This is a genomic window from Algibacter miyuki (assembly GCF_030409805.1).
In the GTDB taxonomy this organism is placed as follows: Bacteria; Bacteroidota; Bacteroidia; order Flavobacteriales; family Flavobacteriaceae; genus Algibacter; species Algibacter miyuki.
On record NZ_JAUFQP010000013.1, the window covers coordinates 502,501 to 515,632 of the forward strand.

A 13,132-nucleotide genomic window follows, 5' to 3' on the forward strand; every position below is an offset into this window, starting at 1 on the left:
AAATACCACCCTTTGCTTATCTAGAGTCTAACCTTCTTTTGAAGGGACAGTGCTTGGTGGGTAGTTTGACTGGGGTGGTCGCCTCCAAAAGAGTAACGGAGGCTTCTAAAGGTTCCCTCAATACGGTTGGTAATCGTGTGTAGAGTGCAATGGCATAAGGGAGCTTGACTGAGAGACCTACAAGTCGATCAGGTACGAAAGTAGAGCATAGTGATCCGGTGGTTCCGTATGGAAGGGCCATCGCTCAAAGGATAAAAGGTACGCCGGGGATAACAGGCTGATCTCCCCCAAGAGCTCATATCGACGGGGGGGTTTGGCACCTCGATGTCGGCTCGTCACATCCTGGGGCTGGAGAAGGTCCCAAGGGTTGGGCTGTTCGCCCATTAAAGTGGCACGCGAGCTGGGTTCAGAACGTCGTGAGACAGTTCGGTCTCTATCTACAGTGGGCGTTAGAAATTTGAGTGGATCTGACTCTAGTACGAGAGGACCGAGTTGGACTAACCTCTGGTGTATCAGTTGTTCCGCCAGGAGCATTGCTGAGTAGCTACGTTGGGAAGGGATAAGCGCTGAAAGCATATAAGCGCGAAACCCACCACAAGATGAGATTTCTTTAAAGGGTCGTGGAAGATTACCACGTTGATAGGCTATAGGTGTAAAGGCAGTAATGTCATAGCCAAGTAGTACTAATAACCCATAGGCTTATTGTACGCCTGTTTTTTTAAAAGTTATACAATGCATTATATAAATTAAGTTCATGATTTTTGTTTCAATATGTTAAGATATTTGTTTATCCAAAGTGATAAACGCTGTATGCTAAAGGATTAATATCCAATAGCGAGCAGCTATAACTTAAGGTGGTTATAGCGATGGGGCTCACCTCTTACCATTCCGAACAGAGAAGTTAAGCCCATTAGCGCCGATGGTACTGCATTTGTGGGAGAGTAGGTCGTTGCCTTTTTTAATCCTCAACATTTATTTGTTGAGGATTTTTTTTGCCCTAAACTCAAATCTAAGAAGACGAAGGGGGATGTAAAACTATTCTTGCTGTTCGTCTCATCTTGTCTCTCTTTTTTTATGTGTCGAAAGTTATGAGTAGATACTTCTTCTGGATACTTAAGATATAGCTATATATTTAATTATGGACTAAGTCTGCAAGAGGGATAGCAGCGGCATCCTTTTTATGGTGTTGAAAGACTTTAATTTGGTATGGTGCTTTAGATACTATAGATCTACCCGTTCAAAGCTATTAAACAATCAACTAAATAAAAAGATATAGCGGATAGCCCGGTTTTTATGAGAATAAAAACTTGCCATAAGGATGTTTATTATTGACTATTGCTTAGTGAAGTGTCATTATTCGAAAATAAAGTACTCTTTACAAAGCATAATAGCTGTGCTTTTCTACAAAAAATAAAATAGAAATATCTAAAATAGAGTGATTTACGAATGGTTTTAGTTAATTTAATTCAAAAATAAGTAGAACTACGCATTTCTTATTAGTAAGATAAACCCTATATTTGTCTTGCTATTAATTAGTTCTTAGGGAGAATTAAAGAAAACTCTAAATTGTAATGATTTAGAGTTTTCGCTTTTTATAAACTTTCCTTTTGCGTTAAGTATTGTTCTACTTAGGTTAAGCATCTTCTATTAAGTAGATTTACCAGGTTTTTACGGGGGGATTAATGTAAGAATAAGCTTAAAATTTATTTTCTGTAATTAATTTGTGTTTCAAATTTAAGTATTGGCTTAATAATTGCTTATTATATCAAGCAAAATAATTAGTTTTGTTTTAAATTTTAGTTAACCAAATACAGTATTACACCTTATGAAAAAACTTATTTTAATAGTTGCCATTTTTGCCTTAAATATAGTTCAAGCCCAAATACTAGAACCTGTAACATGGAGCACATCGGTAACAAAGATTTCGGATTCGGAATTTGATTTAATCGCCACTGCAACTATTGATTCAGGTTGGCATTTATATTCGCAAACGGTGCCAGAAGATGGACCAATAGCTACAAGTTTTACTTATGAGGGTAATGGGAAGTTCTTAAAAAAAGGAAATACACAAGAAGAAGAGGGACACACTGTAGATGATCCAGTTTTTCAAATGGAAATTACTTACTTTGAAGAGATGGCTACATTTAAACAACGTATTAAATTGAAAACAACGGATGCTTTTACCGTAAATGGAACCGTAGAATTTATGGTTTGCGACGATAGTCGATGCTTACCGCCAACAGAAGTTGAATTGACTTTTGAAGTGAAGTAATAAAATAAAAAAGCGACTAACCAATTTGGGAAGTCGCTTTTTTTATGATTAATACTTATGGATATTACAATCCAAAAGCACTTTTTACTTTATCAACGTAATCTAATTTTTCCCATGTGAACAATTCCACATCAAGTGTAATAGTTTCTCCATTAGGCTGAGTGAAAGTTTTAGTTACTGTTTCAGGAGTACGACCCATGTGTCCGTAAGCTGCAGTTTCACTATATATCGGTGCTCTAAGTTTTAGGCGATCTTCAATAGCAAAAGGACGCATATCAAAAAGTTGCGATACTATTTTAGCAATTTCACCATCGGTCATGTTAAAAGCACAAGTACCGTAAGTATCAATAAAAATTCCCATAGGTTCAACAACGCCAATAGCATAACTTACTTGTACTAAAACTTCATCAGCAACACCGGCAGCAACTAAGTTTTTAGCTATATGTCTAGTTGCGTAAGCTGCACTTCTGTCTACTTTACTTGGGTCTTTTCCTGAGAATGCACCACCACCATGAGCACCTTTTCCGCCGTAAGTATCAACAATAATTTTTCGTCCTGTTAAACCGGTATCTCCGTGTGGACCACCAATAACAAATTTACCTGTTGGGTTAATATGATATTTTATATCGTCGTTAAATAAAGCCTGAATTGCTTCTGGTAAATCGGCTACAACACGAGGAATTAAAATATCAACAATATCTTTTCTAATTTTAGAAAGCATTGCATCATCTTCATCAAAATCATCATGCTGTGTAGATACTACAATTGCATCGATTCGTTGCGGTACATTGGCATCGCTATATTCAATAGTGACCTGACTTTTAGAATCTGGTCTTAAATAGGTAATATCTTTATTTTCGCGACGTAATTCAGCTAAAACTTTTAAAATACGGTGCGATAAATCTAAAGCCAAAGGCATAAAGTTTTCGGTTTCGTTACTTGCATAACCAAACATCATTCCTTGATCTCCAGCACCTTGTTGTTCTTTGCTACCACGGTCTACACCTTGGCTAATATCTTCCGATTGTTCATGAATAGCAGAAAGCACGCCACACGAATTACCATCAAACATATATTCGCCTTTGGTATATCCAATTTTATTAATGGTATCACGGGCAATTTTCTGAACGTCTAAATAGGTTGTCGATTTTACTTCACCAGCAAGAATTACTTGCCCTGTGGTTACTAAGGTTTCGCATGCCACTTTAGATTCTGTATCAAATGCTAAAAAATTATCAATTAATGCATCACTAATTTGGTCTGCGACCTTATCTGGGTGTCCTTCAGAAACACTTTCCGAAGTGAATAAATAAGCCATAATATATTATTTTATTGCAAGATTTGACGAAGCCGTCGAAGGAAGTTTACACTGCCTTTAGCATTTTTATTTATAAAGCCCCATTTTTATCCGTATTCAAGATATAGTTCCTTATAAAGAGGTTGCAATCAGTCAAATCTTTCCTCTGTTATTTTGGCTACAAAAGTATAAAAATAATAAGGAATTGCGAATGCATTTGGTGTTTTTTAACCAAAAATTAGGCTAATAAATTTAATTTATAAATATTTGAAGAAGCAAAGCAAGGGATCGCTAAAAATCGATAGTTTTAAAGCGCCTTGTTTGAAGTATGTTTTATATGAAAAATAGATTTTTTATTTCCATTTTTATTAGTGCCATAGTCATTATTAGGCAGGGCTGATTGGTGGTTTTTTTTAATCTAAATATATGAAAAAGCCTTCCCGTAAATGAAGGCTCTTTTTATATCATATTTTTAATTTTTTGGACATTGTAAAAATATTGATTTAACTATCTGGTTTTTAGGTTTTTAATGGTTTATTTTTGCCGGTGGATTTAACCTATTAATTGATAAAAAAGTACATATAAAACCATAATAAATTAATTTCGAGCATTATTTTAAGTGATGAAGAGTTTTTAACATAATTCATAAATTACTAAATAATCAAAACTGAAACTAGGTAAAAGATAAAATTATCCGCAACAAAAATGAAGGAACTTAATAAATATAGTAGAAGATTAACCCAAGACGAATCTCAACCCGCATCTCAAGCCATGCTATACGCTGTTGGTTTGACTGATGAAGATATGAAAAAGGCTCAGGTAGGTATTGCAAGCACCGGATACGATGGTAATCCTTGTAATATGCATTTGAATAATTTAGCTGCGGAAGTTAAAATTGAGTGTAAAATTGCCGATATGGTAGGTTTAGGGTTTAATACTATTGGTGTTTCTGATGGGATTTCTATGGGAACTTCTGGTATGAATTACTCTTTAGCATCTCGTGATATTATTGCAGATTCTATTGAAACGGTAATGAATGCACAAAGTTACGATGCTTTAGTTTCTGTTGTAGGTTGTGATAAAAATATGCCAGGTGCAGTTATTGCAATGTTACGTTTAAACCGTCCATCAATCATGATGTATGGAGGAACAATAGCTTCAGGAAAATATAAAGGACGAAAATTAAATATTGTTTCTGCTTTTGAAGCCTTAGGTCAAAAAGTGGCTGGTGAAATTGGAGAGGAAGAATATAGAGATATTATAAAAAGTGCTATTCCTGGTGCTGGTGCTTGTGGTGGTATGTACACAGCAAACACCATGGCTTCGGCAATAGAATGTATGGGGTTTGCATTACCTTATAATTCTTCGATTCCTGCGGAAAACCCGAACAAATTATCGGAAAGTGAGCGCACGGCAATCGCTATTAAAAACCTTTTAGAATTAGATTTAAAACCTTTAGATATAATTACTAAAAAATCTATTGAGAATGCTATAGCTCTTGTAAATGCTTTAGGTGGTTCTACCAATGCGGTATTACACTTTTTAGCTATTGCACATGCTGCCGATATCGAATTTACTTTAGAAGATTTTCAACGTGTTAGTGATAATACACCGTTAATTGCCGATTTAAAACCTAGTGGAAAATACTTAATGGAAGATGTTCATGGTGTTGGTGGAACGCCAGCCGTGATGAAATATTTATTAGACAATGGTTATTTACATGGCGATTGTTTAACCGTAACAGGAAAAACTTTAGCTGAAAATTTAGCCGATGTTGAGCCACTTTCTTTTGAAGATGATCAGGATGTGATTTTTCCGAAGGATAAAGCTTTAAAATCTTCAGGAAACTTACAAATTCTTTACGGAAATTTAGCAACAGAAGGTGCAGTAGCAAAAATATCAGGAAACGAAGGTTTATTATTTGAAGGTAAAGCGGTGGTTTACGATGGTGAGCAAGCTGCAAATACTGGAATTTCAAACGGAGAAGTAGAAAGAGGAGATGTAGTCGTCATTAGATATGTGGGGCCAAAAGGAGGTCCGGGTATGCCTGAGATGTTAAAACCAACCTCTTTAATTATGGGTGCTGGTTTAGGGAAATCTGTAGCATTAATTACCGACGGTCGTTTTTCTGGAGGAACACACGGTTTTGTTGTGGGACACATTACACCAGAAGCTCAAGAAGGCGGAACTATTGGAATATTAAAAACGGGTGATAAGATTAGAATTAGCGCCGAAGATAATAGTATTAATGTATTACTTTCTGATGAAGAATTAGCAGAAAGAAAAACACAATGGGTTCAACCTGCATTAAAACACTCAAAAGGAATTTTATATAAATATGCAAAATCAGTAGCATCAGCATCAAAAGGCTGTGTAACCGATTTGTAACAAATAACGACAATTGGAGAAGATTAGAGAAAAAATAAAAATAAGAATGATCTTTATTTTGACCTCTATATTTTTTCATCTAAAAAAATAATATATGGACACACAAACCATAAAAAAGCAAGAAAATAATACGCAAACAACGATGCGTATTACTGGTAGCGAAGCCATTATTCATTGTTTATTAGCCGAAGGGGTAGATATCCTTTATGGTTATCCAGGAGGAGCAATCATGCCTGTTTATGATGAGTTATATAAATTTAAAGACCAAATTCATCACGTATTAACGCGTCATGAACAAGGTGCTGCACATGCCGCTCAAGGGTATGCGCGTATTTCAGGAAAAGTTGGTGTGGCCATGGCGACGTCTGGTCCTGGAGCAACAAATTTAATTACTGGTATTGCTGATGCACAAATAGATTCTACACCGTTAGTATGTATTACAGGGCAAGTTGCTTCTCATTTATTAGGTAGTGATGCGTTTCAGGAAACCGATATTGTTGGTATTTCTACACCAGTTACTAAATGGAATTGTCAAGTCACTAAAGCGTCTCAAATTCCTGAAGCTATAGCAAAGGCATTTTATATTGCTAGAAGTGGTCGTCCGGGACCTGTTTTAGTAGATATTACTAAAGATGCGCAACTAGAAGAATTCGATTTTAAATATGAAAAATGTACAGGGATTAGAAGTTATAATCCTGTACCAGCAACAGATACCGAGGCTGTAAAAGAAGCTGCAAAACTAATTAACGCTGCAAAGAAACCAATGATTGTTTGGGGACAAGGTGTTATTTTAGGGAAAGCAGAAGCTGAATTAAAGGCAGTGATAGAAAAAGCGGGAATTCCTTCGGCTTGGACTATTCTTGGAGCTTCAGCAGTGCCAACATCACATCCTTTAAATGTAGGTATGGTAGGTATGCACGGTAACTACGCTCCAAATGTATTAACCAATCAATGTGATGTTTTAATTGCTATTGGTATGCGTTTTGACGATCGTGTAACGGGAAGTTTAAATACCTATGCGAAACAAGCTAAAGTGATCCATTTTGAAATTGATCCCGCAGAGATTGATAAAAATGTAAAAACTGATGTGGCTGTTTTAGGAAACTCTAAAGATAGTTTAGCACAATTATTACCGCTTTTAGATGCAACATCTCACGATGCTTGGTTACAAGAATTTAAAGATTTGTATGCTGTTGAATATGAAAAAGTAATTAAAGATGATTTAACTCCAACCAAAGAAGGTATTACGATGGGGGAAGTTATTAATCAAATAAATAAGGAAACTAAAGGCGATGCAGCTATTGTTTCTGATGTAGGACAACACCAAATGATTGCTTGTCGTTACGCCGATTTTAACATCACAAAAAGTAATATTACTTCTGGTGGTTTAGGTACTATGGGCTTTGCACTTCCAGCAGCTATTGGAGCAAAAATGGCAGCGCCAGATCGTGAAGTTGTGGCTATTATTGGTGATGGTGGTTACCAAATGAACATACAGGAATTAGGGACTATTTTTCAGCAGAAAACACCAGTGAAAATTGTAGTTTTAAATAACGAGTTTTTAGGAATGGTGCGCCAATGGCAACAACTATTTTTCGATAAACGTTATGCGTCTACCGAAATGACAAACCCAAACTTCGTTGCTATTGCAGAAGGTTATTATATTAAAGCCCGAAAAGTAGTAAAACGTGAAGAGTTAGCCGAAGCGGTTAAAGAAATGATAGCTTCAAAAGAATCTTATTTCTTAGAAGTTTGTGTAGAAAAAGAAGGTAATGTATTCCCGATGATTCCTACAGGAGCTTCGGTTTCAGAAGTTAGATTGAGTTAATAAATTAAGATTTTAATAAAAATGAATCAAAATATAGAATCATTAACGATTTCAATTTACACCGAAAACAATATCGGTTTGTTAAATCGTATTTCAGCTATTTTTCAGCGTAGACATATTAATATTGAAAGTTTAACGACTTCACAATCTGAAATTGATGGTGTTAATCGTTTTGTAATTGTGGTTAATATTTCCGAAGAGCAAGCTGTTAAAATTGTAAAACAAATAGAGAAGCAGGTTGAAACTATTCGTGCATTTTATCACCGAGAAGATGAAACGATTTTTACAGAGTCGAGTATGTTCAAAATAAAATCGGAATTATTATTTGACGAACCTCAAATTCAGAATTTAATAAAAGAAAGTTACGCCAGAATTGTAACGGTAAACAAAGACTTTTTTGTTTTAGAAAAATCGGGACGCCGTAACGAAATTGAAGCCTTGCGCAAAGAATTAAGCGTTTATGGCATTATGCAATTTGTACGTTCTGGACGTATTGCAGTCACTAAAGAAGAAATGAAAGTAACAGAAGTGCTTCAAGCCTTCAATAATAAATACTAATTAAATTAAAAAATGGGAAATTATTTTAACACCTTATCATTAAGAGATAAATTAAATCAGTTATCGAAATGTAGATTTATGGATTCTTCAGAATTTGAAGATGGTGTAAATGCTTTAAAAGGTAAAAAAATTGTGATAGTAGGTTGTGGCGCACAAGGTTTAAATCAAGGATTAAACATGAGAGATTCTGGTTTAGATATTTCTTATGCACTTCGTGATGCGGCTATTGAAGCAAAACGTCAATCTTTTTTAAATGCAAGCGATAATGGTTTTACTGTTGGTACTTACCAAGAGTTAATTCCTACTGCAGATTTAGTATTAAACTTAACGCCAGATAAGCAACATACAAGTGTTGTAAATGCTGTAATGCCTTTAATGAAAAAAGGAGCAACATTATCGTATTCTCACGGTTTCAATATTGTTGAAGAAGGAACTCAGGTTCGTGAAGATTTAACAGTAATCATGGTAGCTCCAAAATGTCCAGGGACAGAAGTAAGAGAAGAATATAAAAGAGGATTTGGTGTACCAACGTTAATTGCGGTTCACGAAGAAAACGATCCAGAAGGAAAAGGTTGGGCACAAGCAAAAGCTTATGCAGCAGCAACTGGAGGTGATAGAGCAGGTGTATTAGCATCTTCTTTTATTGCTGAAGTAAAATCTGATTTAATGGGAGAGCAAACTATTTTATGTGGTTTACTTCAAACAGGTTCTATCCTTTGTTTCGATAAAATGATTGAAAAAGGAATTGATGCAGGTTATGCTTCAAAACTAATTCAATACGGTTGGGAAACTATTACAGAAGGTCTTAAATATGGTGGTATCACTAACATGATGGACCGTTTGTCTAACCCAGCAAAAATTAAAGCTTTTGAACTTTCAGAAGAATTAAAAGATATTATGCGTCCATTATTCCAAAAGCATATGGATGATATTATTGAAGGTCGTTTTTCTGCAGGTATGATGGCAGATTGGGCTAACGATGATAAAGATTTATTAGGATGGAGAGCTGCAACAGCAGAAACTGCATTTGAAAAAACGCCAGCTGGTGATGTTGAAATTTCTGAACAAGAATATTACGATCATGGTGTATTAATGGTTGCTATGGTAAGAGCAGGTGTGGAATTAGCTTTTGAAGCAATGACAGATTCTGGAATTATCGATGCTTCTGCATACTACGAATCTTTACACGAAACGCCACTTATTGCAAACACGATTGCAAGACGTAAATTATACGAAATGAACGCTGTAATTTCGGATACTGCTGAGTACGGATGTTATTTATTCGATCACGCTTGTAAGCCTTTATTAGCCGATTTCATGAAAACTGTAGATACCGATGTTATTGGTAAAGCTTACGCTACAAGTAACGGTGAAGGTGTTGATAATGCAAAATTAATTGAAGTAAATGCAGCTTTAAGAAACCACCAAGTTGAAAAAGTTGGAACGTTCTTAAGAGCATCGATGACGGCAATGAAGCCAATCGTTTAATATTTTAAACAAACGTAAAGCCAGGAAGTTTTTAATAAACTAAGGGGGTTTACATATTAATATAACCTACAAGCCATCAAAGGCTTGTAGGTTTTTAAATTATAAGAAGATGAACAAGGAACACAATACCTACTTTCCGAGTCTTGATAAAATAAAGGAAGCAGCCAATGCTATTAAAAATGTATCGGCAGTGACACCTTTAGGTCAAAGCCTACGTTACTCGGAGTTTTTTGGTGCTAATATTTTATTAAAACGCGAAGATTTACAGCAAGTACGCTCGTATAAAATTCGTGGCGCTTACAATAAAATTAGCTCTTTAACTGCCGAAGAATCTCAAAAAGGTGTGGTATGCGCTAGTGCCGGAAACCATGCGCAAGGTGTGGCTTTGTCTTGTAAATTACTAAAAATAAAAGGCACTATTTATATGCCGTCTCCAACTCCAAACCAGAAAATAGAGCAGGTTAAAATGTTTGGTGGCGACTATATAGATATTAAAATTGAAGGTGATACATTCGACGATGCGAACCATGCAGCCGTGCAAGAATGTGATGCTTTAGGAAAAATATTTATCCATCCATTTAATGATGAAAAAGTTATTGAAGGGCAAGGTACAGTAGGTTTAGAAATTTTAGAACAAACCACAGTGCCTATAGATTATGTGTTTATTGCTGTTGGTGGTGGCGGATTGGCATCTGGATTATCCACTGTATTTTCCGAGTTATCTCCAAATACTAAAGTGATTGGTGTTGAGCCAGAAGGCGCTCCATCGATGTCTACGTCTATTAAAAATAATAAAAACACAGAGATAGAACATATTGAAAAGTTTATTGACGGTGCCGCTGTAAAACGGGTGGGCGATTTAACATTCCCAATATGCAAAGCCAATTTACACGCCATGATTACGGTTCCGGAGGGGAAAGTATGTCAAACCATTTTAGAGCTTTATAATAAGGATGCTATTGTGGTAGAACCGGCTGGAGCTTTAAGTATTTCTGCGTTAGATTTTTATGCTGAAGAAATAAAAGGAAAAAATGTAGTCTGTGTTGTTTCAGGAAGTAATAATGATATTACCCGAACAGCAGAAATTAAAGAGCGCGCCTTACTTTATGCGAATTTAAAACACTATTTTATTGTGAAATTTCCACAAAGAGCGGGAGCCTTAAAACAATTTGTAGCCGAAATTTTAGGTCCAAACGATGATATCACGCATTTTGAATATACCAAAAAAACCAACCGCGAAAACGGGGCAGCCGTTGTAGGTATTCAGTTAAAATCGGCAGACGATTTAGCACCACTCATAGCAAAAATGAAAGCCAATAATTTCTTTGGCGATTATTTGAATGATAAGCCTGAATTGTTTCAGTTTTTGGTGTAAACTGTCTTGTTTTAGCTTAAAGTTGGGTATGTTTAGTGTATTTCTTTGCGAAAACGTTTTAGTTATATACATATTAAACTGTTGTAATTGAAGTGTTAAGAATTTGATATTTCTTCGTACAATAGCTATGTTTAATGTTGTTTCATCGGGAATATTGATATCTTTACTAGACTAGAAATTCAATAATTTTTAATATGAAAACAACTTTTAAAGATATTCCAGAAGCGTATAAAATAGATTCATTATTACATCAATCTACCTATCTTGTCAATGGCGAGCTAAAGCAATGGGAAGGTGAAACAGCTGAAGTGTATTCTACCATTTCATCTACAGCGGATTATAAGCATACCATTTTAGGAACCATTCCGCAGTTAGGCGAAGCCGAAGCGTTAGAAGCTTTAGATTCCGCAACAAACGCCTATAATAAAGGGCAAGGTTTATGGCCAACCATGAAAGTAATCGATCGAATTGCTTGCATGGAAAAGTTTGTTGAAGAAATGAAAACCAAACGTGAAGAAGTTGTAAAACTACTCATGTGGGAAATAGGTAAAAACCTTCCAGATTCAGAAAAAGAATTCGATAGAACTGTCGATTATATTTACGATACCATCGAAGCTTATAAACAAATTGATAGAGACTCTGCAAAGTTTGAAAAAAACTCTGGGGTTTATGCACATATTCGTCGTGGGCCACTTGGTGTTGTACTTTGTTTAGGACCTTATAATTATCCTTTAAACGAAACTTTTACTTTATTAATTCCAGCATTAATCATGGGTAATCCTGTGGTTTTTAAACCTGCTAAAATTGGAGTATTATTAATTTCTCCTTTATTAGAAGCTTTTCAAAAGAGTTTCCCAAAAGGTGTGGTTAATATTGTTTATGGTCGAGGTCGTGTTTTGGCAACACCAATAATGCAATCGGGTAAAGTTGATGTTTTAGCATTAATTGGTAACAGTAAATCGGCAAATGCATTGCAAGCACAACACCCAAAGGGAAACAGATTACGTATGGTTTTAGGTTTAGAAGCTAAAAATCCAGCCATTATTTTACCAGATGCCGACTTAGATTTGGCAGTAGAGGAGTGTATTGCAGGAACACTATCTTTTAACGGACAACGCTGTACAGCTTTAAAAGTAATATATGTACATGAATCTGTAGTCGAGGAGTTTAATAGATTATTCGCCTTCAAAGTCGATCAACTTAAATTTGGAAACCCGTGGGAAGCAGGTTCAAAATTAACGCCACTTCCAGAAGTAGAAAAGCCAGCTTATATTCAAGAATTAATTGATGATGCTAAGGAAAAAGGAGCGGAAATTTTAAATAAAAAAGGAGGAGAAACTACCGAAAACTTTATTTTTCCAGCAGTACTTTATCCAGTAACAAAAGATATGCGTGTATTTAAAGAAGAACAATTTGGACCAGTGGTTCCTGTAGTTTCTTTTTCAGATATTGAAGAACCTCTTCATGATATGGCAGAATCTGATTACGGACAACAGGTGAGTTTGTTTGGTCAAAATGTCCATACATTATCACCGTTAATTGATACTTTGGTTAACTTGGTTTGTCGTGTAAATTTAAATAGTTCCTGTCAACGTGGACCAGATGTATACCCTTTTACAGGAAGAAAAGATTCTGCTTACGGTACATTAAGTGTGCACGATGCCTTGCGATCGTTTTCTATTAGAACCTTTGTGGCATCTAAAGACAATGCTTATAATAATGCCATTTTAAAAGAATTATTAGAAAAGAAAACCTCTAATTTTATTAGTACAGATTATATTTTGTAAACCTTAAAACAGAAGGTAATATACTTGTTTTAAAGGGATAAACTTTTTTAGGAATCACTAAAGAAGTCCTTAGTAATTAGGCTTATTTTAGTGCATAATTTTTCAGTGAAAAATATTGCACTAAAATAAGCCTTTATAT

The 13,132-nt window shown here is 35.3% G+C and carries 8 protein-coding genes and 2 rRNA genes (1 of these 10 cut by a window edge); 9 read left to right on the top strand and 1 reads right to left on the bottom strand.

From position 1 onward, the window contains the following. From QWY92_RS14500 to QWY92_RS14510, 3 genes are all read left to right on the top strand, one after another. A 23S ribosomal RNA gene (locus QWY92_RS14500) occupies nt 1-707 on the top strand (it extends 2,118 nt beyond the left edge of the window). Between the two features lie 143 nt (nt 708-850). Then, a 5S ribosomal RNA gene (gene rrf / locus QWY92_RS14505) occupies nt 851-958 on the top strand. Between the two features lie 867 nt (nt 959-1,825). Further along, nucleotides 1,826-2,272, top strand: a complete 447-nt coding sequence (locus tag QWY92_RS14510; RefSeq protein WP_290272521.1) for a protein-disulfide reductase DsbD domain-containing protein — start codon at nt 1,826-1,828, stop codon at nt 2,270-2,272. A gap of 64 nt (nt 2,273-2,336) precedes the next feature. Here QWY92_RS14510 and metK read toward each other — a convergent pair whose 3' ends face one another. Further along, a complete protein-coding gene (gene metK / locus QWY92_RS14515; RefSeq protein WP_290272523.1) occupies nt 2,337-3,590 on the bottom strand; it encodes a methionine adenosyltransferase in 1,254 nt (417 codons plus the stop codon). Between the two features lie 684 nt (nt 3,591-4,274). Between metK and ilvD the strand changes: the two genes are divergently transcribed. The 6 genes from ilvD (at nt 4,275) to QWY92_RS14545 (ending at nt 12,993) form a co-directional block, all read left to right on the top strand. Continuing rightward, nucleotides 4,275-5,957, top strand: a complete 1,683-nt coding sequence (gene ilvD, locus QWY92_RS14520; RefSeq protein ID WP_290272525.1) for a dihydroxy-acid dehydratase — start codon at nt 4,275-4,277, stop codon at nt 5,955-5,957. A gap of 94 nt (nt 5,958-6,051) precedes the next feature. Then, on the top strand, nt 6,052-7,785 hold the full coding sequence (gene ilvB / locus QWY92_RS14525; RefSeq protein WP_290272527.1) for a biosynthetic-type acetolactate synthase large subunit: 1,734 nt from the start codon (nt 6,052-6,054) through the stop codon (nt 7,783-7,785). 21 nt (nt 7,786-7,806) lie between these two features. After that, entirely contained in the window at nt 7,807-8,343 is a 537-nt protein-coding gene (gene ilvN / locus QWY92_RS14530; protein WP_290272528.1) for an acetolactate synthase small subunit, read from the top strand. Between the two features lie 12 nt (nt 8,344-8,355). Continuing rightward, complete coding sequence (ilvC, locus tag QWY92_RS14535) at nt 8,356-9,831, top strand: ketol-acid reductoisomerase (protein WP_290272530.1); 1,476 nt, start codon at nt 8,356-8,358, stop codon at nt 9,829-9,831. Nucleotides 9,832-9,940: 109 nt separating this feature from the next. Continuing rightward, nucleotides 9,941-11,206, top strand: a complete 1,266-nt coding sequence (gene ilvA / locus QWY92_RS14540) for a threonine ammonia-lyase IlvA (protein ID WP_290272532.1) — start codon at nt 9,941-9,943, stop codon at nt 11,204-11,206. Nucleotides 11,207-11,400: 194 nt separating this feature from the next. Next, complete coding sequence (locus tag QWY92_RS14545) at nt 11,401-12,993, top strand: NADP-dependent glyceraldehyde-3-phosphate dehydrogenase (protein WP_290272534.1); 1,593 nt, start codon at nt 11,401-11,403, stop codon at nt 12,991-12,993. Nucleotides 12,994-13,132: the final 139 nt, after the last annotated feature.